This is a genomic window from Coprobacter tertius (assembly GCF_024330105.1).
In the GTDB taxonomy this organism is placed as follows: domain Bacteria; phylum Bacteroidota; class Bacteroidia; order Bacteroidales; family Coprobacteraceae; genus Coprobacter; species Coprobacter tertius.
Window position 1 is genome coordinate 56,729 of sequence record NZ_JANDHW010000012.1, and the last position, 23,920, is coordinate 80,648.

Annotated in this window: 22 protein-coding genes and 1 pseudogene; 11 read left to right on the top strand and 12 right to left on the bottom strand. The window is 39.5% G+C overall.

All coding sequences use genetic code 11. The features are described 5' to 3' along the window. Window positions 1-14 precede the first annotated feature (14 nt). From NMU02_RS11215 to NMU02_RS11230, 4 genes are read right to left on the bottom strand one after another with little or no spacing between them, the layout of a single operon-like run. A complete protein-coding gene (locus tag NMU02_RS11215) occupies window positions 15-1,427 on the bottom strand; it encodes an endonuclease I family protein (protein WP_255028002.1) in 1,413 nt (470 codons plus the stop codon). 55 nt (window positions 1,428-1,482) lie between these two features. Next, window positions 1,483-2,946, bottom strand: coding sequence for a choice-of-anchor J domain-containing protein (locus NMU02_RS11220; protein ID WP_255028003.1), 1,464 nt, complete (start codon window positions 2,944-2,946; stop codon window positions 1,483-1,485). 35 nt (window positions 2,947-2,981) lie between these two features. Next, window positions 2,982-3,917, bottom strand: coding sequence for a DUF5689 domain-containing protein (locus tag NMU02_RS11225; protein ID WP_255028004.1), 936 nt, complete (start codon window positions 3,915-3,917; stop codon window positions 2,982-2,984). Between the two features lie 26 nt (window positions 3,918-3,943). Then, the gene (locus NMU02_RS11230) at window positions 3,944-6,772 is read right to left on the bottom strand and encodes a TonB-dependent receptor (RefSeq protein ID WP_255028005.1); all 2,829 of its coding nucleotides are present in this window, start codon (window positions 6,770-6,772) and stop codon (window positions 3,944-3,946) included. 378 nt (window positions 6,773-7,150) lie between these two features. Between NMU02_RS11230 and NMU02_RS11235 the strand changes: the two genes are divergently transcribed. Continuing rightward, window positions 7,151-8,209, top strand: a complete 1,059-nt coding sequence (locus tag NMU02_RS11235) for an endonuclease/exonuclease/phosphatase family protein (RefSeq protein WP_255028006.1) — start codon at window positions 7,151-7,153, stop codon at window positions 8,207-8,209. A gap of 46 nt (window positions 8,210-8,255) precedes the next feature. Here NMU02_RS11235 and NMU02_RS11240 read toward each other — a convergent pair. Together NMU02_RS11240 and NMU02_RS11245 are read right to left on the bottom strand one after the other, a co-directional pair. Next, a pseudogene (locus NMU02_RS11240) lies at window positions 8,256-8,995 on the bottom strand (phosphatase). 11 nt (window positions 8,996-9,006) lie between these two features. Then, entirely contained in the window at window positions 9,007-9,912 is a 906-nt protein-coding gene (locus NMU02_RS11245) for a bile acid:sodium symporter family protein (RefSeq protein ID WP_255028007.1), read from the bottom strand. A 197-nt stretch (window positions 9,913-10,109) separates the two neighbouring features. Between NMU02_RS11245 and NMU02_RS11250 the strand changes: the two genes are divergently transcribed. Next, complete coding sequence (locus NMU02_RS11250; RefSeq protein ID WP_255028008.1) at window positions 10,110-10,541, top strand: hypothetical protein; 432 nt, start codon at window positions 10,110-10,112, stop codon at window positions 10,539-10,541. Between the two features lie 211 nt (window positions 10,542-10,752). On the opposite strand, the gene NMU02_RS11255 is transcribed toward NMU02_RS11250, so the two are convergent. Then, window positions 10,753-11,538: a Cof-type HAD-IIB family hydrolase gene (locus tag NMU02_RS11255; RefSeq protein WP_255028009.1), complete on the bottom strand. Its 786-nt coding sequence runs from the start codon at window positions 11,536-11,538 to the stop codon at window positions 10,753-10,755. Window positions 11,539-11,663: 125 nt separating this feature from the next. Between NMU02_RS11255 and NMU02_RS11260 the strand changes: the two genes are divergently transcribed. Next, entirely contained in the window at window positions 11,664-11,942 is a 279-nt protein-coding gene (locus NMU02_RS11260; protein WP_255028010.1) for a tetratricopeptide repeat protein, read from the top strand. A 74-nt stretch (window positions 11,943-12,016) separates the two neighbouring features. Here NMU02_RS11260 and NMU02_RS11265 read toward each other — a convergent pair whose 3' ends face one another. The 5 genes from NMU02_RS11265 to NMU02_RS11285 form a co-directional block, all read right to left on the bottom strand. Next, window positions 12,017-12,937, bottom strand: a complete 921-nt coding sequence (locus NMU02_RS11265; protein ID WP_255028011.1) for an endonuclease/exonuclease/phosphatase family protein — start codon at window positions 12,935-12,937, stop codon at window positions 12,017-12,019. A gap of 203 nt (window positions 12,938-13,140) precedes the next feature. Then, window positions 13,141-13,392 carry a GlsB/YeaQ/YmgE family stress response membrane protein gene (locus NMU02_RS11270; RefSeq protein WP_255028012.1) on the bottom strand — a complete coding sequence of 84 codons (252 nt, stop codon included), beginning with the start codon at window positions 13,390-13,392 and terminating at the stop codon, window positions 13,141-13,143. Window positions 13,393-14,033: 641 nt separating this feature from the next. Then, window positions 14,034-14,810, bottom strand: a complete 777-nt coding sequence (locus tag NMU02_RS11275) for a 4Fe-4S binding protein (protein ID WP_255028013.1) — start codon at window positions 14,808-14,810, stop codon at window positions 14,034-14,036. Between the two features lie 19 nt (window positions 14,811-14,829). Continuing rightward, window positions 14,830-15,237: a secondary thiamine-phosphate synthase enzyme YjbQ gene (locus NMU02_RS11280; RefSeq protein WP_255028014.1), complete on the bottom strand. Its 408-nt coding sequence runs from the start codon at window positions 15,235-15,237 to the stop codon at window positions 14,830-14,832. A gap of 38 nt (window positions 15,238-15,275) precedes the next feature. Further along, entirely contained in the window at window positions 15,276-16,913 is a 1,638-nt protein-coding gene (locus NMU02_RS11285; protein WP_255028016.1) for an ABC-F family ATP-binding cassette domain-containing protein, read from the bottom strand. Window positions 16,914-17,057: 144 nt separating this feature from the next. On the opposite strand from NMU02_RS11285, the gene NMU02_RS11290 reads away from it, so the two are divergent. From NMU02_RS11290 to NMU02_RS11325, 8 genes are all read left to right on the top strand, one after another. Continuing rightward, window positions 17,058-18,260: a dTDP-glucose 4,6-dehydratase gene (locus NMU02_RS11290; RefSeq protein ID WP_255028017.1), complete on the top strand. Its 1,203-nt coding sequence runs from the start codon at window positions 17,058-17,060 to the stop codon at window positions 18,258-18,260. Between the two features lie 15 nt (window positions 18,261-18,275). Then, window positions 18,276-18,692 (top strand): sugar 3,4-ketoisomerase, encoded by a 417-nt coding sequence (locus NMU02_RS11295; RefSeq protein WP_255028018.1) that lies wholly within the window; start codon window positions 18,276-18,278, stop codon window positions 18,690-18,692. Next, on the top strand, window positions 18,679-19,155 hold the full coding sequence (locus NMU02_RS11300) for a sugar 3,4-ketoisomerase (RefSeq protein WP_255028019.1): 477 nt from the start codon (window positions 18,679-18,681) through the stop codon (window positions 19,153-19,155). The genes NMU02_RS11295 and NMU02_RS11300 overlap by 14 nt, the downstream gene beginning before the upstream one ends. Next, complete coding sequence (locus tag NMU02_RS11305; protein ID WP_255028020.1) at window positions 19,152-20,279, top strand: DegT/DnrJ/EryC1/StrS family aminotransferase; 1,128 nt, start codon at window positions 19,152-19,154, stop codon at window positions 20,277-20,279. The genes NMU02_RS11300 and NMU02_RS11305 overlap by 4 nt, the downstream gene beginning before the upstream one ends. 42 nt (window positions 20,280-20,321) lie before the next feature. Further along, window positions 20,322-21,056, top strand: coding sequence for a glycosyltransferase family protein (locus NMU02_RS11310; RefSeq protein ID WP_255028021.1), 735 nt, complete (start codon window positions 20,322-20,324; stop codon window positions 21,054-21,056). 113 nt (window positions 21,057-21,169) lie between these two features. After that, complete coding sequence (gene rfbA / locus NMU02_RS11315) at window positions 21,170-22,054, top strand: glucose-1-phosphate thymidylyltransferase RfbA (protein ID WP_255028022.1); 885 nt, start codon at window positions 21,170-21,172, stop codon at window positions 22,052-22,054. A gap of 49 nt (window positions 22,055-22,103) precedes the next feature. Beyond that, a complete protein-coding gene (locus NMU02_RS11320; protein WP_255028023.1) occupies window positions 22,104-23,225 on the top strand; it encodes a DegT/DnrJ/EryC1/StrS family aminotransferase in 1,122 nt (373 codons plus the stop codon). Beyond that, a complete protein-coding gene (locus NMU02_RS11325) occupies window positions 23,222-23,911 on the top strand; it encodes a WbqC family protein (protein ID WP_255028024.1) in 690 nt (229 codons plus the stop codon). The genes NMU02_RS11320 and NMU02_RS11325 overlap by 4 nt, the downstream gene beginning before the upstream one ends. Window positions 23,912-23,920: the final 9 nt, after the last annotated feature.

Below are 23,920 nucleotides of genomic sequence, written 5' to 3' on the forward strand. Positions count from 1 at the left end.
GATTGCGTTTAATTTTATTCGACTACAATACGGATATTTCCACTATAATCTGCCGAGCGATACTTAATTATATGTATTCCTTTACCGGCTGATGAGGGATTGAAAAAGAATGTTCCGTTTTCAGAAATAATTCCTTTTTCACTTGTCCAAATACAATTATTTACATTTTTGTTTAGTTTCAGTTCGACCGGTTGATCGGTAGTTTTATAAGTCGTTTTTAGTCCTACAGGCTGTATCCGGTTTATTTCGGCAGGTACTAATACGCTATATAATTGTAGTGTAAAATCTTTGGCCAAGTCATCTCCTTCGATTCGCAATTTACCGCTGTAAAATCCTGTATTATCGTCGGTTCCCGGATTAAACCGAATCGTAATTTTCACTCCTTTGTTAAGATCTTCGGCTGATAATCGGGTTTTGTTTATTTCAAAAGGCGATGATGTAGACAACGTAACGTCGTTACCGAAACTATCACCCTTTAGAGAGATTTCGATACTGCCGGTGGTTTTTGTTGCAGGAATGACGATTATATCATTCTGTTTATAATTGGTTATAGTGGCAACAGGGAACTCGAATCCTTCTGAGGTTTTGTTACCCCAAATATATTCTGCGAGTTCGGGATAGTCGATAAACGGATTTCTGTTTTTCTGAAATTCATAAACAGCGTTATTTCGGTCGATCTCTTTCTGGCTTACCGGGTCTTGTCGGTGCCATTTCAATAATAACTCTTTTCCGAAAGAAGTGAGTGTAGGATACACTCCGTCTTCAAAAATATTTGTGCCGTAGCTTTTCCATTTATAATTTTGATAACATGTGGCGATATACATATACATGCGGGCGAAATCGCCTTTATATTCGTCGGCCGGTTCGAAAGCCGACATCCCACGACCGGCGATAACCGCTTGGCCGACTTTGCTTACTCCGTTATCGAATATAATATTGTTAATAACTTCTCCGAGAGGATAGTTGCTTTTTGCCATATTGGCATTACCGTCGGACGGTACCAAATGATGTAAATCGAAAGAGGCGTCGTATTGAAAGTCTTTAGAATCGGTACCTTCTCCCCACCAACTTTTGGGAGCACTGTGTTCGATATTCATTCCCGAAGTACTGCCTCCGGGTTTCGAATTGAAAAAATAGGATTTGTTGGAGTACATATCCCATACTTTACCGTCGGGACGTACGTCGCTGTGATGAAATACGACCCATGTCGTTAAAGTAGGGTTGTTCGGATAACTAAAGTTAGACCCGTACTGTATACGCACATGGTTTCTTAATTTATTGTACAGTATTGTTTTCAGTTCTCCTTTATTCTTTCCTTGCATTTCATCGGGGTAATATTCCCGTTGGGCATAAAGCGTAAAAGAGATGAAAATCAGCATCAGACTTAAGCCGTACTGCCGTATATTTCGGTTTTTTGCTTTGTTCATTTATAAAAAGGCTAAAAAGGCTGCTCTCCTAAAGAACAGCCTTTTTTGTTAGGTTTTATTTTATAACTTTTTTTAGGCTGAAGTCGTCTACGTAAACAGTAGTACCTTTATAAATTCGTGCCATCGGTACAATCTGGCAAGGTTCGGTAACATTAAATTCTACTTCTTCTTTAATCCAAGATCCTTTTGTTTGCGTCGAAGAATAGCCATTGCTGTCTCCGTTATAGTTAATTTGGGTTTGAGTTGTTTCTAATGCACTTCCTTTATCGGGTTTAGATCCGTCGGATTTGTTTATAAACGCCCAATGTCTCAATCCGCTTTCATTGGTTGTTGCATCATCTACATAATAATAGAAAGAGTAGATATAAGTTCCCGCATCGGCAATGCTGATGGCATCAGCTTTAATCTCAACATTACCTTTGGTGGTAGCGTCATGCGCCATTTTTGCGGAATAAGAACCGCTATGTTTAATGGTGCTTTCTTGGGTAACGGTACCGGCGCTGTTGGGATTTATCGTCCAATTATCGATGGTAGATCCTGTCCACTTTTCCAGGCCAGCATTCAAAGTGAACATTTCTTCACCGGTTTGGGCCGGGACTTTAACTGTGAGAACGAAATCCATGTTCTGTGTCGTCAGATTATTGGTAGCGATAACCATGAACGTAAAATTTTGATCTTCGGTAATACTGGGAGCCGTTCCGGTTATAGTACCCGACCCATTGCCGTTATCGGTGAAAGTAAGCCAGGTAGGAAGTTCAAGAACTTCGAGTGTCGTTCCGTTCGTAAGATTGGTCGAAACTTTGATATTTACGGCAGCTCCCGGTTCTACAGTCGCTTTGTCTGCCGATGTAAAATCGAGGCTCGAACCGGTAAGAACGCGGGTAAGTTTAAAGTTGTCGACTTCCCATGTTCCGCATAAACCCGATTGGGCTTGACTCGTAAATTTAAAAAGGATACGTATTTTCTCTCCTTTGTAAGCAGAAAGATCTACATCGCCCGAAGAAATATAGGTGAAGTTATTTCCGGAGGGTTTAGCTACTTCGAGGTCAGTCCAGGTTGCAGCAGCTATAGCGGCAGCATCGCTACCGGTACAATTTTTAGATATCTGCACGAATATCTGTTCGGGTTTTCCGTAATTGAAAGCGTGACGGAAAGAAAGATAGACTTGGTTTTCGTTGGTCAGGTCAAATTCCGGAGAAAGCAAATAATCTTCGTTTTCGTAATAATTGATGATATATTTATCGTTTTCATCTTTAATTTTCGTATTTACCGAACTGGCCAGAACGGCACCGTATCTCGAGTCGGCGGTCCATACGGTATCTCCTTTAATACTAATTTCGGTAAAAGGAGCGAGATCCGATTTAAATGATTTTTCGTACATTATATTTCCTTCGGGGTTGATAATCGAACCACCTCCGTTACCACCACCCGGTTCTTCTTTCGGGTCGTCGCTACAAGCAGTTGTTCCTACTAATAATGCAGCGGCAAACATCCATGCTAAATACTTCATTCTTTTCATAATTAATTTATTTTAGGGTTATGTTTGTATTATTTTTATTCGATTGTAAAACCTTCCAGATCGTCGAGCGACCGTACTGTCAATTGCCAAAAGCAGGCTTCGGGATCGCTACTCGGTTTCTTCTTGTACCAGGATATGAGTGCCGTTACGTTCCCGTATTGATTATATGGGGGTAATTTCTTTTTGGCGAATTTAGCATATTCACTGGTAGAAACGAATATCCAGTTTCCTTGTTTATCTCTTATAACTCGTGATTGCGGATAACCTACGCCACCGGTACTCGGAGCAAAAATCTTTTCGCTATCGGGTATTGTAGCCGGTTTGTTATAATCGGCGCCTTGTCCGGTGAAACGTACATCTTTAATTTTTACGAGCTGGCTGTGAAGCTCGGGACCTCCGGCTCTGATTTCGGGGATTGTCATTTCGCGTACGACGACGTTATTCTTATCGGGTAACCCAATGCGTTTAATGTATTTATCGGCCAAAGGCAAGGGGATGCGTCCCGGTTCGTACATTGTTTTATCAGGATCTGAGTTGAAATTTGTCGTGCCTAATTGCAACATATCGGCATACCGCCCCAATACGAGTCCATTACATTTTACAGCAACTTTTTGCCCTAACGGATAATATGAAGACAGACCACCGCTGTCGAATGATATTTTTATCGCATAATAGTTTACCGGATCTTGCACGACAATGTATTTATAAACATTACCGCCAATGTCTTCAGACGATACGATCCCCTCGATCACCACAGGAGTTTCGCTTTTTATGGTATCGAAGGTATAATAATCGGTCTCCGGTTGTGTCTTTACCATTTCCAGTAACTCTTTAATCGTTACTGTAGGTTGCCACTCTTCTGTCTGAACGCCGATTTCGGGCAATATTGCGTCGAAATCGTCATTTGCACAAGACGTGCAGAGAGCCAGTATTACAACCTGTATCGAGAATATTTTGAATATATTTTTCATCTTAAGAAAATTTCTTTTATTATATTTTAAAATTTATATCCAACATTGAAGAACATATTGAATCCCCATGCATAATAGTATTTATTAGGATACTTGGTTACGCTGTTGATCGAGGCCACTCCTTTATCGACGAATTTACTGATACGTCCCTGTTGGTAACCGCCGGTTACCAGATCGCGATTGTTGAGGATATTGCTTAAACTCAGGTTGAAGTTGAGTGACTGTTTCCGGTTGTTCAAGTAAATCACTTTTCCGACTGAAGCATCCAGCATACATCCGCCTTTCAGTTTTTCCTGAGTACCTAAAACCGCTTTTTGTTCGGGAGTAACATACAGGTCCCAGTTACTTTTAGTAAAGTGGGAGGGAGAAAAATCAAGATAATTACGTCCGAAATAGGTTAATGTAATATCGGCAAACCACATTTTAGGATGGAAATAGTCGAGTGTAATGCTTCCTACGGCTTGAGGTCCGTTGTTTACTTTCAGATCTTTGGTATATACCGGTTCCCTCAGGTCGACAATTTCTCCCGGCTTAGTAGGTAATACCGGTTCGGCCAGGTTGAGGTTTACACCGCTTTCGGCGCTCATCACACCGTTAGCATTGCTGGTATATCGGTAATCGGCAAATGTACCTGCCAGTGAAACCGAAAAACTATTGTTCAGTTTTACCGATACTCCGGCTTCTACACCTCTAAATACTTTATCGACGCCAGAAAGGGTATGGTTGATGAAAGTATGGAATTCATCGTGGTAATATCCGGTTGTTTCCACTCCATCGAATACATGAGTCTGGAATGCAGTTATACGACCTCTAATGCGTGAGAAAGTGAAATTGTAATTCAGATCGTACGAGATTACTTTTTCCTGTTTGAGTCCATCTACCGGTGTATCTTTTATCCTCGGTGATACATATGCATTGTAAACCAGAGGAGCTCTCATTTCGGCAAGAGCGTTGATTGATAGACGATTGCGACCGTTTATTTTATATACGGTTCCTATTTTTAGAGAAGGATCGAGGTAAGTATGGGATTTTCCGGCTCCATATGAGTTTTCCGGTGCTCGTCCGTTTCTCATATTACCATACCGTTGGAAGGTGGTAAATGTTCCCCGCAACGCGTAATTTAGGTCGAATAACCTCCAGTTCCATTCGTTAGCGGCAAATATACTGGCCTTAACGATATTCATATCATAGTCGTAACCGAATTTGTCGCCTTCAGTCACGATACGGTCGGGATGGTTGAGGTCATTTTGTATAATCATTCTATTATCTGAGAAGTCGCGTTCCGAAAATTGGTCGATATCGATCCATTGTTGTCCACCCAGCATGTCATCAATTGTTTTATAATGCATCCCTTTGGTGTATTTGGCTTCAAGTCCGATAGTAAGTCTCAGTTCACGTTTGAGTTGATTGGTATATACCGAATTCAGAGCAGTTTCCATCAAATCGTTATGTCGACGTTCCTGTATGTATCGGGCACTTGATTTTTTACCGCTTTGCCGATCGAGTTCATTTTGCATATAATTCGCCTGATACAGGTCGTTCCAATTGATTTGGGTATGATCTGTATTATTGTTTACCCATATATCGGTTAATTGGTTTATCATATCCCAGTTCTCTTTACCGGGAAAACCTTCTACAGAAGCATAGTAAAAACTCGGCATATTCCGATAATAATCGGGACGCGGATCGGGAGAATTATAAAACGCTAACGCAGAGTTGCTATAAGTACTGTAATGGAATCCGACTCCGGTTTTCAGATTCGATTTTTCGTCGATCTTGAAATCCCAATTGAACACAGCGGTAGGATCATAGCTGTGAACGATACGAGAGTTTCGTTTTTTTCCGTTTTGGTATCCCCAGTATGGGTTATAATAAATAGATCGAAAGTCGACAATCTCCTGCGTTATGGCTGATGATTGTGCTCGTTTTGTCGGTGCTCCGAAAGTAGAAAGCGAAATGCGGTGCCGCTCGTTAAGTACTTTTTCTGCAGATAGGAAATATCCCCATGAATTATAAAATGTTCCTTCGATAATTCCTTCGTTAGCCCAACGAAAAACAGCCGAGGCGGTAAAAGCCCATCCGTTATCCATTAAGCCGGTAGAGTGGGTAGCCATTGCTCTTACTTTATACGAACGGTTGGTGTAAGCGACACCTGCCTTTGTCCCTGCCGCATATGCACTGGCACGGGTATTAATGTTGGTTGCACCTCCGATACTTCCATATGCGAATGCGGGCATTTCAAGACCATTTATTACGTCTTTATTTCTAAAGGCGTCGTTGAGTCCTCCGATACTCGAATAATTGAATCGACCGCGTTCCTGGTCATTAAAGTTGATTCCATTTATATAGGTACTGTTATCCGATTGGTTGTATCCGCGTATATTAAAACGCATCGGGCTGAATGTATAACCGGCAGCATTTAAATAAACGTCATCGGAAGCACCTGAAAGATAAGAGGTCGATTGAGTAGAGGCTCCGTCATCATCGTCAAGTGCCGATTCGTCGAAAACCAATACATCGTCAGCTGTCTTTTTCCCGGGAGCGACAGGCGATTTTACCAGAGCTATGTTGCCCAGATTTTGTTCGCCGCCTTTAGCTATGATCACTTTTTCAGTGAAAGTTTGATAGCCTGGGGCCGTAATAGTGAGTTCCGACGTTCCCGATTTGAGATTTTTAAAAATAAATACGCCGTCGCTCGATGTAGTAACCGAAATGTGCTTATTTTTAAGCGAGACATTTGCTCCTTCGATCGGATCACTTGTCCCTAAGTCTATAACTATTCCCCGTAAAGTTCCTTGCCCGAAGACAGAGGCGCTTAAGAAGAACATTATAAACAGCCATAAATTTCGACTCATAAATTAAAAGGTTTAGTTTATATTTAGGTTGTTAGTTATATAGTTATAAAATTATCGGTTATAAGGAAATAAGATAGGCAAAATAATACATTTTTTTTGATTATTCATATTACAAACTTATTATTTTTAATTGCAATGTGAATTTTTCGTTTTTTTTGATATAAAATAAAGGGTAATTATACACTTACAAAGGTTTTTAGGGGATACTTTCAATTTGTAATTTGTTGATATTTATCTATTCGGAAACAAAGCAACTGATTTTTTCTGAAATTTCATACAAACGTCGTGTATATTTCATTTTTTTTTCGGATTTTTGTAATTCACTGTTTTATCGGTATGAAGGAAATTTGATAAAATTGCAAACTAAACTTACAACTTATGAAAAAATTCAGTCTGTTTATGGTTATTGCCCTTTTTTGTTCTTTTGCATTATTTGCGAAAGGAAAGAAGGATACGCAAAATAACAGGAAACTCGCCGTTTATTCGATTGCATTTTATAATCTTGAAAATTTGTTCGATACCATACATCAGCCGCAGGTGAATGATTTTGAATTTACTCCGCAAGGTTCGATGAAATGGGGTTCGATGAAATATCATAATAAATTGAAAAATCTTTCATATGCCATCAGTCAGTTGGCTACCGACTATTGTCCTAATGGCCCGGCGGTGATCGGTGTTTCCGAAATAGAGAATCAAGGTGTTATGGAAGATTTGATCAAGACCGGAGAATTAGCGAATCGAAATTATAAAATCGTACATTACGATTCTCCCGATCGCCGGGGTATCGATGTAGGTCTTATATATAATGCCGATCTTTTTACTCTTGAGGGAAGCGAAAGCAAACGCTTGGTATATCCGGCCGATACAGCTATGCGCACACGTGACCAGTTGGTTGTGACGGGTAAACTTGCAGGTGAAAGAATGCATTTTATTGTAAACCACTGGCCATCTCGCTTAGGTGGAGAACTTAAATCACGTCCAAAACGGGAAGCGGCGGCTGCGTTGACCAAACATATTGCCGATTCTTTATTAATGGTTGATCCGAATTCTAAAGTAGTTATTATGGGTGACCTGAACGATGATCCCGATAATACCAGTTGCCGGGTCGTATTAGGGGCGAAGAAAAAACAAGAAGATGTGAAACCGGGAGGGTATTTTAATACGATGTGGCCGATATTCGACCGGGGAATCGGATCTTTAGCTTATCAGGGGCGATGGAACCTTTTCGACCAAATTATTATATCGGCTAATTTAATCGGTAAAGATCGTTCTACGCTGAAATTCTTGAAGGCTGAGGTTTTTAATCGTGATTTTCTGAAGCAACAGGAAGGGAAATATAAAGGTTATCCTTTGCGTACTCATGCTGGGGGTGTTTACCTCAATGGTTACAGTGACCATTTCCCTACGATTATATATCTGGGTAAATATGTCGACTAACCGTATTTTTTGATTTTACGATAAAAGGCCGGTAAATTGTCAAGATTTATCGGCCTTTTATCGTAATGTTATTTAGTTCCTTTTTTAATCTTGAAAGAAAATATTCGGGTTTATCGTTTATAATTAGTTTTTCAGGAAATCGAGTGATGGAAAGTAGCTCGTAGATATTATCGTATCGGGCAATATCGAAAGATATATGTGCGTCACTGCCTAAAATTACGGGTACTTCATATTTTTTACATAATTCGAGTATAGTTAAATTATTGTTGCGTGCATTTTCTTTTTTCGTCGAGGATCGAGCGAGCTGTTGTTTATTTCGAGCAGGGTGTCGTATTTTTTAGCTGCTTGTACGATCGGTTCGAAAAGGAGAGGGGCAGCTCCGTCACCAGGGTGACTGATGATGTCGATATATGGATTACTAATAGCGGTAATCATTCCTGAAGTATTTTCGTCGATAGTACCGGGGGTAAAACATAATGAATGAATACCGGCTATTCTGATATCGAGCATCGAAAGGTAAGTTTCATCCATATCGATATTCCCTTTTGTATCGGTGATATTAAGTTCTGCTCCTAAAAGTAGGGATACACCGTACATTTGACGCGGTACTATATGGAGATTTCTGAAATATATCGGATCACAACTTCCCGGTATTCCCGGTGAATGCTCGGTAATACCGAGTATTTTTAATTGTTTCTCTGCAGCTGCACAGACCATTTCTTGCAAGGTGCTGAATGCATGTCCGCTTGCTAAGGTATGTGTATGTACGTCGAGTAAAATTTTCATATCGATGAAACTTATGCTTTTGTTTTTCTGTCTCGTTTTTCTTTAAACCAAAGTTGAGCCGAATTTATAGAATTTTGCCAAACAACATAAGATGCAGGGCCTATCGAAGCGAGGGGATTCAGGTAAGTAAGTGCCATCCAAATCGCCAATACGGTATTTTTTTGCCCCAACCCTTGTCCTCCGGCAATGGTATTGTAATATTTACTCCCGATATATTTCCCGATAATAAATTGTAATACGCATACGATGAGAGCGAATAAAGCGATGAGCAATTCTTCTTTATAATCTCCGCTACCTTGTTTCACGATAAAAGATACGGTACGACCCATAACTATTGTAAGCGCTACTGCCCACATATAAAAAGAGATGCTTTGCCGGTTTTGTAATAGAGAATGTATTTTCGGGAAAAATCTTTGTAAAGCGATTGCGCATACAAAGGGAAGGATGAGTAGGGGTACCATCTGTTTCAGTATGATCCAAAATGAATCGAGAAAAGGTAAACTGCCATGTGTTCCCAAAAAAGAGAAAATGACCGGAGAGGTTATAGCTACAGCCATATTGCTTAATAAACTGTATGTGGCCAGGCAAGCGATATCTCCTCCCAGCATACCGGTTATCACTGCTGCTGCTGTTGCGGTAGGGCAGATTATGCAGATAAATGTTCCCTGTGCGACAAGAGGGTCGAGGAAATACAGTATTCCGTATACAATCAGGCTTCCGAATATTTGTATACCTAATAGCCACGCATGTAATGGCGATATGTTCATGTTGCGCAGCGATAACTTACAGTAAGTTATCAGTAGCATCGAGAATATAAGGTAAGGTGTGAGGGGCGAAAGAAGCTCGACATACCGGTAAAATATTGCTCCCGTAATCATCGCGAGGGGAAGCATCCATTTTTTAAGTCGTTGTAACACGTTACTTTCCTGTTTTTAACAAGTACAAAGGAACGTGTAAAATCTCAGAAATCAAAGAGAATTAAAAAAAATAGATATTTTACTATAATATAATTATCGCATAAAATGCTTTTTTCGGTTCTGTATTTTTGTCGATATGATTTTCGAACGAGAATGTTTGGAGATGTTTTAAAAAAAAAATTGAGATATATTGATTCATGAAAATTATCATTCAGAAAATAGTAAGAATATTACAGGAAAATTTGGCAATTCCTGTTTTCGATACCGGTTTGCCCGATAAATATACCGGACCAAGTATTGTATTAAAAAAAATTACTTATAACCGGAAAAGTGGGTATTTGGAGTATGAATTAAATATATGTTCTCCCGACGTAATAAGAGGAGAAGATAAATGTATTCTTCCTGATGTTGAAAAAATCGATGCTCTTTTCCGAAAAGTGCGTATTCTTTGCGATGGTTTCAGATATAAAAGATATGTAAGTTGGGTACGACAAAGGCGATGGTACAGTTATGGAAATTTACATTATTTATCTGTTTGTTTGACGATTAATTTATGTAAGAATGATAAAAGACTGAAAAACAGGGTGATTGGTTTCAGGGAGGAAAATAAATTGGATGAAAAAATATAAAGGATTGATGCATTAAAAACATGTGCAGACTATTGCTCGAGTAGTAGATGCTAAATAAGATAATAGTATCGGTTTTTAATAGGTTTTTTGTTTTAGGTAAAGAAGGCTGGGCGGGTGGGATAAAAATAGACAGAGCCGTTTTTTAATTCGGAACTGAAATGAAAAGCAGACGGGGATACTTAGAATAATCCTCGTCTGCATTTTATATAATTCAGATAATTGAAAAATACTTTAAAGCATTATAAATACCATTATCGTCGACTGTAGTAGTAATGTAATCGGCAGCTTCTTTTACTTTTTCTCCGGCATTACCCATGGCTATTCCTGTTGCAACATGTTTCAGCATAGGAATATCGTTGCCTCCGTCTCCGAAAGCCATGGTCTCGGAAAGTTCGAGTCCGTAATATGTCAAGATTTTGTCGATGCCTGTCTGTTTGCTATTTTCACGTGAGTTCACGTCGGCAAAGAGAGGGTTCCAGCGGCTGGCTACACAATGGGTAAAAACAGTTTCCATTAGATATTTTTCTTTTTCTTCGTTTACAAAGATATTTATTTGCAGTACTTCTTTATGTTTTATCATTTCAAGAGGCGTAAGGATGGGTAAAGGGGTATTTACCATTTCTGATAACGTACGTACTTTCTCGTCGATACGGTTAACAACGATTTCATTTTTTGTCATAAATGCGCAAGCAAACGGGTTATTGTCTGTTTCGAGATATTCGATAGCTTTATTCAAATCATTTTTAGGAATCGGATTTTTATATATTTCTGTTTGTTTATCAGTTTCGCAATAGGCGCCATTTAACGTAATATAGCCGTCAAATTCCAATCCGGGTAATTCTCCGATCAAGTTCAGCGGACGACCAGTAGCTATAAATGTTTTTATTCCTTTTTTTCTGACTTCTTTTATTGCCTGAATAGTTGATGGCTGTATCTTGTGGGTGTCGAAACTTACCAGAGTTCCGTCTATATCGAAAAAGATGGCTTTAACTTTCATAATATGATAAATTATTTAGAGTTGAATTTTACTGTAGCAAAAATAAGTAATTATTTTATCTCTTTAAAATGATAATATTGCACAATACTTGTTATAAAAATGTACATTTGTAGAAAATCGTAGTTATGGTCGATCGATTGAGAAAAGAAATTAAAGAACTAGTCGTTTCAGGAAAGCTGGGAAAAGCTAAAGATCAGTTAACTGCCTATTTGAAGGAGAATGTAGAGGATGATGAAGCCTATTATCTTTTGGGAAATATTTGCAGAAAACAGGCTGATTGGAAAAATGCTATTCATTATTATCTTTCTGCGGTAGAGATAAATCCCGATAGTCCTGCCGGTGAGGCTCACAAGGCGGTAATGGAAATCCTTAATTTTAGTAATCCCGACTTGTATAATCCTTGATTATATGAAATTATAAATTCCTGATTCTGATATTTTTTGATATAAGAATCAGGAATTTATGTTTTGTGTGATGCTTATTTTTTATCGTAATTTACGATGACCATTACCGGGAAGTGGTCCGATGGGGTACGGGCCACATACGATTCTAAAGAAACTTCTTTAGGAAAATTTCCTGATTTCATCTTTTTTTGTGGCTCATTTGACGGTGAACGGTAAGTATCGGTAAGAATGCCATATTTTTTTACTTCGAATTCGGGAGTCAGAAATATGTGGTCGATTCGTTCATCGGTTTTTGCATCGGTTTTGAAATCGTTGAAAGTCCCATTTGTCGCATAAATAAAGTCGGCTTTTTCGTATGAATCTTTCATAATCCCCGAGTCGTTCAATACTTTATAACTGTCGCTATTTTGGTCGACATTAAAATCGCCGGTAAGAATTGCCGGAAGTTTGGGTTTGTGCTCTCTGATCTTTTGAAGAATGAGTTTTGCACTTTCACTTCTGGCGATAACTCCTACATGATCCATGTGCAAGTTGAAAAACAAGAACCGAAAGCCGGATTTTTTATCTTTAAATTCTCCCCAGGAACAAATACGGGGTAAAACAGCATCCCAGCCTTTGTTCGGTTTGTCGGTTTGTGTCGAAAGCCAGAAGTCTCCATGATCGAGAACTTCGAAACGATCTGTTCGGTAAAATATAGCGGAATGTTCCCCTGCTTTTTTCCCATCGTCGCGTCCTATACCGATATAGTCATAGCCGGGCAATGCGTTTTTCAAATCCTGCAACTGATGGTATTTCCCTTCTTGAGTCCCGAAAATATCGAATCCCTGAAATTGAATCAACCGTGCGATTACAGGATAGCGTTGCCCCCAACCGTTTCCGGCGATCGAATCGCCACGATTGGCATTTCTGAGGTTATAGGTCGCAACCGTCATTTCTTGAGCAAACAAGATTCCACAACAAAATAAAATACAAAGAGTTAAAGACAACTTTTTCATGTGTTTTTCCATTTAATATGTAACATGATTATTCTACAAATGTAAGTTATTGTTACGATAAAGCTGCTTTTTTCTATTTTATTTTTTAACGACAGTCGTTTTATTAAATGAGAAAACGATAGAGAAAGCCTTGATAATGGTTTACTATCGTTATATATATAATTTGCAGAATGTGGATGTTATGTGTTTTATTTTTTTTGTTTTTACGACGATTTACGTTTATTTGCGAAGGAGAATATCCAAAGTAATAAAATAGCCCCAACTGTCGCAGTTATTAGATTTCCGATAATACTTGACGTTGCAATACCGAACAATCCGAAAATCCACCCGCCGATAATACCTCCTACAATACCGATAACAAGATTGAGTATTAGGCCGAATCCTCCGCCACGCATAACCTGTCCGGCAATGAAGCCGGCAACAATACCAATAAGAATATACCAAAGAAGGTTCATAATTGTATTTTTTTTTATCCCGGTTAAGTAATAATAGGGTCATATTATTTTGTTTAAACGAAGAAATTATAGGTATTGTTCATTCAACAGATAATATGACGAGTACCATTTATACCACTATATTTTTCTATTTTATAAATGCTTAAATTTATAAATATTATTTAACTTATTGGCTAAACCGGTTTATAAATAGATTTTCTTAGGATAGAATCATAAATTTTAATAGAAATATATTGAATTGTTGTATATAATTTTTTAATGTCGTATATTTGTTTTGTTAATATATAATTATATATATAATTGTTAAATTAATGGCGATATTATTTGATTTAAAATATTTATTGTATAATAGATATATATATTAACCCCTCAGGGAGACACGATCTCAAACAATAAATACTCTTAGTGGGAAAGGGCTCGCGTGAGCGATTTCTTTTCAAAAAACAAAAGCCGGATCTCTTCCGGCTTTTTTTATATTTTACCTAAATTATTGGAATGGGTATATTAAGGGGAGTATATTGGGGGAATTATGTAGAATTTATAGGAATGAAAATTCATGATAATTTGACAAAAATCAGCATGAGATTTAATAAATATTTCTATTAGGGAATAGATTTATTATTAAAAGAAACAAGTTTTTATTATTGTGCATAAAATAATTCCGGTTCACGTCTTTCATTGCATTTGCTATGCAGTAAATCGGTATAAGGCGTTTCGAATATTCTTGCTTCATTAGGACATTCTTTTACACAAGCACAACATTTTATACAGGTGTTAGCGTCAGTGACCAATGCATCTCCTAAAGAAATGGCATAGGTTGGGCATAAGTCGATGCAATGTCCGCATTGAGTACATAATGCTTCATTAGTAATGGGCGCTTGAGGTGTTTTAGGACCTTTTTCTTTATAAGGTCTTTGTCCTTTTATTAGTAATACTGGAGGTATATCCTGTAATTCCGTCATTTTTTTAGCTGATTTTTCTCCAAATGAAAATGCAATATCGATATCGTTTTTATCAGGCCGGTTTTCGGCAATGCCACGTCCGGGGCGGCTATAGGAATGTTCTCCGATGAATGCTCCTGCCGTAACAGGAATAAATCCTTGTGCAGTCGCCAAATCCTGTAATTCTACAAGGGCATCGTCGTAGTCCCGATTACCGTAAACTACGCATATAATCGCTTTAGTACCATTGGCTCGTATTTGTTTAAAACGTTCGACAGCGGTTTCGGCAATTCGTCCGCCATATACCGGAAAAGCGATAACAGCCCAACCTCCGTTAATTTTTTCTTTATTCTCGGGAATCCCATGGGTAAGATCTATTTGTATTTCGTTTTCTGCTTCCAGCGATTCGGCAATAACGTCGGCTATAATTTGGGAGGTATGTGTAGGAGAAAAAAAGATAGTATATACTGTTTTCATCGTGTTATAAATTGAAGTTTCAGATATAAATTGTAGCGATAATATGACGGTGACCACCCGCATTGCGGAATTCACAGAGATAAATTCCTTGCCAGGTTCCCAAAGCGAGTCGCCCATGTCTTATCGGTATTGTCAGAGAGCAACCAATAAGTGAATTTTTTATATGAGCCGGCATATCGTCTTTTCCTTCGAGAGTATGCGTATAATATGTCGTATCTTCGGGAATAATACGATTTAATGCCTGTTCCAAGTCGTGACGTACGGTAGGATCGGCATTCTCGTTAATTGTAATACCGCAGGATGTATGTTGTATAAATAGATTTAGTAATCCGGTTTGGGGTAAAGCGGGTAAATATTGTTCGATAAGGTTTGTTATCAGGTGACACCCTCTTTCAAAACGGGGCAATATTATTTCGATCTGTTCCATTGTAATTTGCTTCAATATCCGGAATATTCTTTCTGGAATTATTTTTTTCGTTCGAGTTCCCTCAAATTGTCGAGTTTTTTCTTTTCAAGAAATTCGTAAATACCACATAAGTGTTCTTTTACGTGTCCGTTCCCGAATTCATAAACTTTGCTGACCAGTCCGTCGAGGAAATCCCGGTCGTGGGAAACCACGATCAAAGTACCGTCGAATTCCTGTAAGGCGGTTTTCAAGATGTCTTTGGTTTTTAAATCGAGATGATTGGTCGGCTCGTCGAGAATAAGCAGGTTTACCGGTTCGAGCAATAATTTAATCATTGCAAGACGGGTGCGTTCGCCACCCGAAAGAACTTTTACTTTTTTTGTCGAATTTTCGCCTCCAAACATGAATGCCCCTAATATATCTCTTATTTTAGTCCGTATATCTCCTTTGGCTACGTCGTCTATAGTTTGAAATACCGTAAGATTTTCATCGAGAAGCGAGGCTTGGTTTTGAGCAAAGTATCCGATTTGTACATTATGTCCCAGGGTAAGATCGCCATCGTATCCGATTTCGTTCATAATACATTTGACCAAAGTCGATTTTCCTTCCCCGTTTTTCCCAACAAATGCTACTTTATCACCTCTTTCGATCGTAAAAGTCGCATTGGAGAATACCTGTTTGTCATCGTATTTTTTAGATACTCTATCTGCTATTACCGGATAATTACCCGAACGGGGAGAAGGTGGGAAACGAAGTCTTAACGCTGAATTATCTTCTTCGTCGACTTCGATAATTTCGAGTTTTTCGAGCATTTTTACCCGCGATTGTACTTGAAGAGTTTTAGAGTAAGTGCCTTTAAATCTTTCGATGAACTCCTTGTTGTCAGCAATCATTTTTTGCTGGTCTTCGTATGCCTTTTGTTGTTGTTCCCGTCGTTCTTTTCTCAATTCGAGATATTTCGAATAGTTTACTTTATAATCGTAAATACGGCCCATCGTTACTTCGATAGTACGTGTGGTTATATTGTCAACGAAGGCTCTGTCATGAGAAATAACAATAACCGCTTTAGCGCTATTTATCAGAAAATCTTCGAGCCATTGAATCGATTCTATATCGAGGTGGTTGGTCGGCTCGTCGAGTAATAATACATCGGGTTTCTGTAACAAAAGTTTGGCCAGTTCGATACGCATCCGCCAGCCTCCGCTGAAATCAGAGGTCGGCCGGTTGAAATCGTTTCGACTGAAACCGAGTCCGATCAGTATTTTTTCTACATCTTCTTGGTAATTGGTTGCATCGATGGCATAAAATTTTTCACTCAATGCCGAAACTTCTTCGATCAAAGCATAATACCCCTCCGATTCATAATCGGTGCGGGAGGCCAATTCTTCATTTAATCGGTCGATTTTCTTTTCCATTTCGAAAAGGTGTGCAAAGGCTTGGGCTGTTTCTTCGAAAACCGTACGGGTATTATCGGTCATTAAATGCTGGGGCAGATAAGCTACGACCTGATCTTTAGGTATAGAAATTGTTCCTCGGGTAGCCGAGCGTACGCCGGCCAATATTTTAAGAAGAGTCGACTTCCCGGCTCCGTTCTTTCCCATGAGAGCGATCCGGTCTTTTTCATTGATAACAAAAGAAATGTCTTGAAAGAGGGTTGTTCCTCCGAATTCAACAGTGAGTCCGTCGACAGATATCATAAAGTTTATTTTTCATTCGGCTGCAAATATACGAAATTAATCGGCGAAAAAACCGCCATTATGCAGGGGTATATTTTAGGCCGTAAAACAAGTGGGTTTGAAAAAATGTTTGTAAATTGCGCAAAATTAAAGGAACGCACTTATATGAAAACATATCTGGTTACCGGTGCTGCCGGTTTTATTGGAGCTAATTTCCTGAAATATATTCTGAAAAAATATGACAAAGATCTGAGGGTAATTGTATTAGATAAACTTACTTATGCCGGGAATTTGGGTACGATCAAAAAAGAACTGGAAGACCCCCGGGTAAAATTTGTGAAGGGAGATATTGCAAATGCCGAATTGGTCGCACAACTTTTTTCGGACACCGATATCGATTTTGTAGTAAATTTTGCGGCCGAATCGCACGTAGATCGCAGTATAACCGATCCGCAATTGTTTTTGCAGACCAATATTCTGGGTACGCAAAATATGCTCGATTGTGCACGTAAAGCTTGGATGACGGGGAAAGATGCAAATGGATATCCTACCTATCGCGACGGTAAAAAATTTCTGCAGGTTTCTACCGATGAAGTATATGGTTCGTTGAATAAAGATTTTGATCAGCCGCAACCGTTGACCATTACCGACGAACGGGTAAAAAATATAGTGAAAGGGAGAAAAAATATACAAACCTACGGGATGCGTTATTTTACCGAGGAAACCCCTCTCGATCCCCGATCTCCTTATTCGGCATCTAAAACGAGCGCCGATTTGTTTGTACGAGCTTATCACGAAACATTCAGGATGCCGGTAAATATTACCCGTTGCTCAAATAATTACGGTCCATATCATTTCCCCGAGAAACTTATACCGCTGATAATAAAGAATATACTGGAAGGCCGCAAGCTACCCGTCTATGGGAAAGGCGATAATGTACGCGACTGGTTATATGTAGAAGATCATGCCAAAGCGATAGATTTGGTATTGAATAAAGGAAGAATAGGTGAGGTATATAATATCGGAGGATTTAATGAAGAACAGAATATAAATATCGTGAAGCTTACAATAGATACGATTGTTCGTCTTATGAAAGAGTGTCCCGAATATCGAAAGGTGCTTAAAACCGATATAAATACAATAAATTATGATCTTATTTCTTATGTAGGAGACCGCTTAGGACACGATATGAGGTATGCCATCGATCCTTCTAAGATTGCCCGTGAACTCGGTTGGTATCCCGAAACGCCATTTTCCGAAGGGATTGAAAAAACGATTCGCTGGTATCTTGAGAATCAGGATTGGGTAAATGAAGTAGCCAGCGGAGATTATCAAAAGTATTACGAACAAATGTATAGCAAACGTTGACCGACCTGTAGAACCATGGGACTCGATGCCGTGAAAATAATCAATTTGCCGAAAATCGAAGATAGCCGGGGAAATTTATCTATTATAGAAGAGAACCGGCATATACCATTCGAAATTAAGCGTTCGTACTGGATATATGATGTTCCGGGGGGAGAAAAACGTAGCGGACATGCTTTTATTTCGCAGCATGAATTTATCGTAGCGCTTTCGGGCAGTTTCGATGTTATTCTCAATGACGGAAACAAAGAAGAAGTTTTTCATCTGAACCGTTCGTATTACGGTGTATATGTTCCTAATCTGATATGGCGCCGTTTGGGAAATTTTTCGACCAATGCAGTAGCTTTGGTACTTTCTTCAGAACTTTATGATCCGAATGATTATATAGAAGATTTTGAATCGTATAAAAATTTTAAAAAAGATGGAATCGGTTGATACGGCATATAAATCGAAAACGGATGATTGCCGGATCATTGAATTTAGTCAACATCATGAACCGAGTGGTAATCTGACCGTTGTCGAAGATTATAACGAGGTGCCATTCGATATTCGAAGGGTATATTATTTGTATGATGTACCGGGAGGTACCGAGCGAGGAGGGCATGCGCATAAGTGTCTTTATCAGTTGATCGTTGCTGTTAGCGGAAGTTTCGATGTTGTGATCGATGACGGTTCGGGAGAAAAAGTAATCTCGATGAACCGGCCCTATTACGGTTTGTTGATTGTCCCCGGTATTTGGCGTGAACTTCGTAATTTTTCTTCGGGAGCCGTAACGCTGGTATTGGCATCGGATGTCTATGACGAAGAAGATTATATACGTGATTATAGAGATTTTTGTTCTTTTAAGGGTCTTTCCTGTAAAGACGATACATGTAACTCTCCAAATCCGAAACTATGAAATTTTTTAATTTGCAAAAAATAAACGCCCGGTATGCGTCGGAACTTAAAAAGGTTGCTGAAGAGGTAATCGATTCGGGTTGGTACCTGCAGGGAGACCGGGTGGCTGCATTCGAAAAATCATTAGCCGAATATGTCGGCTGCCGGTATGCGGTTACGGTAGGCAATGGTCTCGATGCGCTGCGTTTGATTTTAAAAGCTTATATCGAAATGGGGATAATGGCCGAAGGGGATGAAATAATCGTTCCGGCCAATACTTTTATCGCATCAGTGCTGGCAATTACCGATAACCGGTTGGTACCTGTTTTTGCCGAACCCGATGAGAATACTTTCAATCTCGATTTTTCACATATCGAATCCCTCATTACCCCGCGTACCCGGGCAATTATGATTGTACATTTGTATGGTAGATCCTGTTGGGGGGCGGGGCTTGTTGAGTTAGCGCGGAAATACAACCTGAAAATTATAGAGGATAATGCTCAGGCGATGGGTGCTCTCGGTAAAGTTGAAGATCTGGGCGATTCGGTTCATACAGGAGCATTGGGAGATGCTGCCGGTATCAGTTTTTATCCGACAAAAAATTTAGGGGCATTGGGTGATTCCGGCGCCATAACGACTGACGATGATCGTCTGGCAGAGATTGTAAGATCTTTGGGAAATTATGGGTCGGGTAAAAAATATTATAATGAATATCAAGGTCTGAATAGTCGTATGGATGAGATACAGGCAGCTTTTCTTTCGGTAAAACTAAAATATCTCGATGAAATGAATGCCTGTCGTAACCGTTTGGCTGATATGTATTCAGAAGCCATCGATATTCCCGATGTGATATTGCCGCAAGCGGGAGGTAAAGGAGAACATGTATGGCACCAGTACGTTATAAGAACGACTTGCCGGAATGCATTGCAATCGTATTTGCAGAATGAAGGTATAGCTACCCAAATACATTATCCGGTGCCTCCGCACAAACAGAATTGCTATCGGGAATATAATTCTTTGGTATTCCCGATAACTGAAAAATTGAGTCGTGAAGTACTCAGTCTGCCTATATCTCCGGAAATGAGTGAAAGCGATATCGATAGGGTTTCAGGAGTTATCAATCGTTTTTTTAAACAGAGAAACTAAGTAAAAACAGATACAAAACATAATTTTCGAACAAAACGAAAAATGGAAGAAATACTCTATGTAGTGCCTGCCAGTAATAAGGCAGACGGGTCGGGCGTCGATTTGCTGGCTCCGTTCTATGAAGAACAGAGTATACTCGATATAATTTGCCATACTTTGCAAAATACCGGTTTGGGCAAGACTATGATTGCGACGAGTTGTGAGAAAACAGACGATGCGATAGCAGATTTTGCCCGTTCGCATAATTTGTTGCTTTACCGTGGGGAAGAGCCCACAGGAGCTTCTTTGCTTGCCGCGGCGATACGTGAAAGTAAATGTACTTATGTCGTAAGGGTAAATCCTGCAAGCCCGTATCTGAGTGGCGTACAGTTACGTAAACTGATAAAGTTCGATTCGTTGCGAAATTATGATTACATTGGTTTTAAAGTAAAAAACAGGCCGGCTACCGAAACGGGATTGCCATTATGGGCCGAATGTATTTCAGTTGAGACGATACAAAAGGTTTCCGATTGTCTCGATAATACCTTTCATTGGACACGATGCATTTATAATCATCCCGATCGTTTTTCGATTGCATGGTTACGGGTAGATGAGAGTGTGGACGGGCATGAAGATCTCAAATTGTCGGTAGATAAACCCGGGGATTTCGAAAATAATGCGAAATTTTACACGTTGATAAGAGACAATTGTTCCGAAGTTGCTGTAAGGAATATTATGCGTTATATCGATGCTCATCCCGAGTGTATCGATAAAGACAAGAATATCGTTTGTCCCTGACTGCAGGGAGGGATATCTCGGATTATATCGAAAATTAATTATATTTGTATTTCTGTTATCGGCTCCGGCTTATTCGGGTGACAGGGATATTTAATGTTTTAAATTAGAAAATTATGAAAGGTATCGTATTGGCCGGCGGTTCGGGCACACGTTTATATCCTATAACCAAAGGAGTAAGTAAACAGTTGTTGCCCATATATGATAAGCCGATGATATATTATCCGATTTCGGTATTGATGCTGGCGGGAATACGTGATATATTAATTATATCTACACCACAGGACTTACCGGGCTTTAAACGTTTATTGGGTAATGGCTCCGATTATGGCGTACGGTTCGAATATGCCGAGCAACCGACTCCCGATGGCTTGGCTCAGGCTTTTATTATCGGGAAAGAATTTATCGGTAACGATGCGGTTTGCTTGGTATTGGGAGATAATATTTTTTACGGCCGGGGATTTAGCGCCATGTTGCGTGAGTCGGTAAGAGCGGCCGAGGAAGAGGCCAAAGCTACGGTATTCGGGTATTGGGTAAGTGACCCCGAGCGATATGGAGTCGCTGAATTCGATGCGGAAGGAAATGTATTGAGTATCGAGGAAAAACCGAGTACTCCCAAGTCGAATTATGCGGTGGTCGGCTTGTATTTTTATCCTAATAAGGTTGTGAATATTGCTGAAAGCATTAAACCTTCTGCTCGAGGTGAGCTGGAAATAACGACCGTAAATCAGCGTTTTCTGGAAGATAAGGAGTTGAAAGTGCAGTTATTGGGACGAGGTTTTGCCTGGCTCGATACCGGGACGCATGACTCGCTGAGCGAAGCTTCTATATTTGTCGAAGTGATTGAAAAACGTCAGGGACTGAAGATTGCTTGTCTCGAAGGTATTGCTTACGGAAAAGGATGGATCGACGAAGATAAGATGCGGCAATTGGCAGCCCCGATGCTTAAAAATCAGTATGGGCAGTATTTATTGAAAGTGATTAGTGAGAAAAATAAATAAACATGGGCGCAGCTTTTAATAAAAAAGCAGGCAATAAAATAATTTTATCATGGGAAACGACCGGCAAATTACGGTAACAACCCCGTTATTACCTCCTTTGGAGGAATTTACACCTTATCTCGAAGATATTTGGAAGCGTAAATGGCTGACGAATAACGGATATTATCATCAAGAGCTTGAAAAAGAATTGTGCAAGTATCTACAGGTACCGTATATCAGTCTTTTTACGAACGGTACTTTACCTTTGATGGTGGCATTACAGGCTTTGCGTATAAATGGTGAAGTAATAACGACTCCGTATAGTTTTGTAGCGACTACGCATTCGCTGTGGTGGAATGGAATAAAACCGGTATTTGTTGATATAGACCCGGAAACCTGTAATCTCGATCCCGATAAAATCGAGGCGGCGATTACTCCTCAAACTACGGCAATAATGCCGGTGCATGTTTATGGGAATCCTTGTGATACAAAACGTATACAGGAGATCGCCGATAATTACGGCCTAAAGGTAATATATGATGCGGCTCATGCGTTCGGTGTAAATGTCGACGGAGAATCGGTACTGAAAGCGGGGGATTTGTCTACGCTCAGTTTTCATGCGACCAAAACCTATAATACGATCGAAGGCGGTGCTCTTATTTGTAAAGATGAAATAATGAAGCGGCGGATCGATTATCTGAAGAATTTCGGTTTTTCCGGAGAAACTTCTATTGTAGCTCCCGGTATTAACGGTAAAATGGACGAAGTACGTGCGGCATATGGTTTGCTGGGACTTAAATATATCGATGCGGCTATCGATGCCCGTAAAAAGGTAGCCGAATGTTACCGGGAAGAATTGAAGAATATCCCTGGTGTGCGTTTAATGTACGATATCCCGGGCGTACGTCATAATTATTCTTATTTCCCTATTTTTATCGATGCCGGACAGTATGGCATGAGTCGAGATGAATTATATTTTAAAATGAAAGAAAAGAATATATTCGGCCGGCGTTATTTTTATCCGCTGATCAGTACGTTTTCTACTTACAGAGGGTTGCCTTCTGCATCTTCCGGTAAACTTCCGGTAGCATCTTGTATCGCCGATAGTGTAATTTGTCTTCCTATGCATCATGAATTAGACGGGAACGATATCGAGCGTGTTATAAATATTATAAAAAAACGTTCGTTATGAATTTGGGGATAATGCAACCCTATTTTATGCCGTATATCGGATATTTTCAACTGATGAAAGCGGTTGATAAATACGTGATTTATGATGATGTAAATTACATTAAAGGAGGGTGGATCAACCGCAACAACCTGATTGTAGCCGGGAAAAAAAGTCTCTTTACGATCATGTTGTCACAGGCCAGTCCCAACAAGCTTATCAATGAGATAGAAATAAAAGACGATTTCAGAAGATTGCTTCGCACCTTGCAAATGAATTATTGCAAGGCTCCTTATTATGGGCCGGTAATGGAACTGATGGAAGATATCGTCTCTTTTCCCGACCGGCAATTAGCACTTTTTATCGGTAATAGTTTCAAATGTGTATTATCGTACCTCGGTATAAAAACCGAGCTCATATATTCATCGCAACTTTCGAAAGATTGCGGTTTACGGGGGCAAGATAAAGTTATCGATATTTGTAATTTACTTAAAGCGGATACGTATCTTAACGCTATCGGCGGAATGGAGTTGTATGACAGAGAAGAGTTTAAAAAACACGGCATCGATCTGCGTTTTTTGAAAACCGGAGGAATCGAATATTCTCAGTTCAATTCAGATTTTATTCCTTATTTATCTATGATCGATGTCCTCATGTTCAATTCTGTCGATGAAACCAACCGGTTACTCGATTGTTATGAATTAGTTTGATTGGGTAAA

What these genes read in the sequence shown, in the direction of transcription:
- NMU02_RS11215 (WP_255028002.1), bottom strand. Translation starts at nt 1,427, where the DNA reads ATGAACAAAGCAAAAAACCGAAATATACGGCAGTACGGCTTAAGTCTG.
- NMU02_RS11220 (WP_255028003.1), bottom strand. Translation starts at nt 2,946, where the DNA reads ATGAAAAGAATGAAGTATTTAGCATGGATGTTTGCCGCTGCATTATTA.
- NMU02_RS11225 (WP_255028004.1), bottom strand. Translation starts at nt 3,917, where the DNA reads ATGAAAAATATATTCAAAATATTCTCGATACAGGTTGTAATACTGGCT.
- NMU02_RS11230 (WP_255028005.1), bottom strand. Translation starts at nt 6,772, where the DNA reads ATGAGTCGAAATTTATGGCTGTTTATAATGTTCTTCTTAAGCGCCTCT.
- NMU02_RS11235 (WP_255028006.1), top strand. Translation starts at nt 7,151, where the DNA reads ATGAAAAAATTCAGTCTGTTTATGGTTATTGCCCTTTTTTGTTCTTTT.
- NMU02_RS11250 (WP_255028008.1), top strand. Translation starts at nt 10,110, where the DNA reads ATGAAAATTATCATTCAGAAAATAGTAAGAATATTACAGGAAAATTTG.
- NMU02_RS11255 (WP_255028009.1), bottom strand. Translation starts at nt 11,538, where the DNA reads ATGAAAGTTAAAGCCATCTTTTTCGATATAGACGGAACTCTGGTAAGT.
- NMU02_RS11260 (WP_255028010.1), top strand. Translation starts at nt 11,664, where the DNA reads ATGGTCGATCGATTGAGAAAAGAAATTAAAGAACTAGTCGTTTCAGGA.
- NMU02_RS11265 (WP_255028011.1), bottom strand. Translation starts at nt 12,937, where the DNA reads ATGAAAAAGTTGTCTTTAACTCTTTGTATTTTATTTTGTTGTGGAATC.
- NMU02_RS11270 (WP_255028012.1), bottom strand. Translation starts at nt 13,392, where the DNA reads ATGAACCTTCTTTGGTATATTCTTATTGGTATTGTTGCCGGCTTCATT.
- NMU02_RS11275 (WP_255028013.1), bottom strand. Translation starts at nt 14,810, where the DNA reads ATGAAAACAGTATATACTATCTTTTTTTCTCCTACACATACCTCCCAA.
- NMU02_RS11280 (WP_255028014.1), bottom strand. Translation starts at nt 15,237, where the DNA reads ATGGAACAGATCGAAATAATATTGCCCCGTTTTGAAAGAGGGTGTCAC.
- NMU02_RS11285 (WP_255028016.1), bottom strand. Translation starts at nt 16,913, where the DNA reads ATGATATCTGTCGACGGACTCACTGTTGAATTCGGAGGAACAACCCTC.
- NMU02_RS11290 (WP_255028017.1), top strand. Translation starts at nt 17,058, where the DNA reads ATGAAAACATATCTGGTTACCGGTGCTGCCGGTTTTATTGGAGCTAAT.
- NMU02_RS11295 (WP_255028018.1), top strand. Translation starts at nt 18,276, where the DNA reads ATGGGACTCGATGCCGTGAAAATAATCAATTTGCCGAAAATCGAAGAT.
- NMU02_RS11300 (WP_255028019.1), top strand. Translation starts at nt 18,679, where the DNA reads ATGGAATCGGTTGATACGGCATATAAATCGAAAACGGATGATTGCCGG.
- NMU02_RS11305 (WP_255028020.1), top strand. Translation starts at nt 19,152, where the DNA reads ATGAAATTTTTTAATTTGCAAAAAATAAACGCCCGGTATGCGTCGGAA.
- NMU02_RS11310 (WP_255028021.1), top strand. Translation starts at nt 20,322, where the DNA reads ATGGAAGAAATACTCTATGTAGTGCCTGCCAGTAATAAGGCAGACGGG.
- rfbA (WP_255028022.1), top strand. Translation starts at nt 21,170, where the DNA reads ATGAAAGGTATCGTATTGGCCGGCGGTTCGGGCACACGTTTATATCCT.
- NMU02_RS11320 (WP_255028023.1), top strand. Translation starts at nt 22,104, where the DNA reads ATGGGAAACGACCGGCAAATTACGGTAACAACCCCGTTATTACCTCCT.
- NMU02_RS11325 (WP_255028024.1), top strand. Translation starts at nt 23,222, where the DNA reads ATGAATTTGGGGATAATGCAACCCTATTTTATGCCGTATATCGGATAT.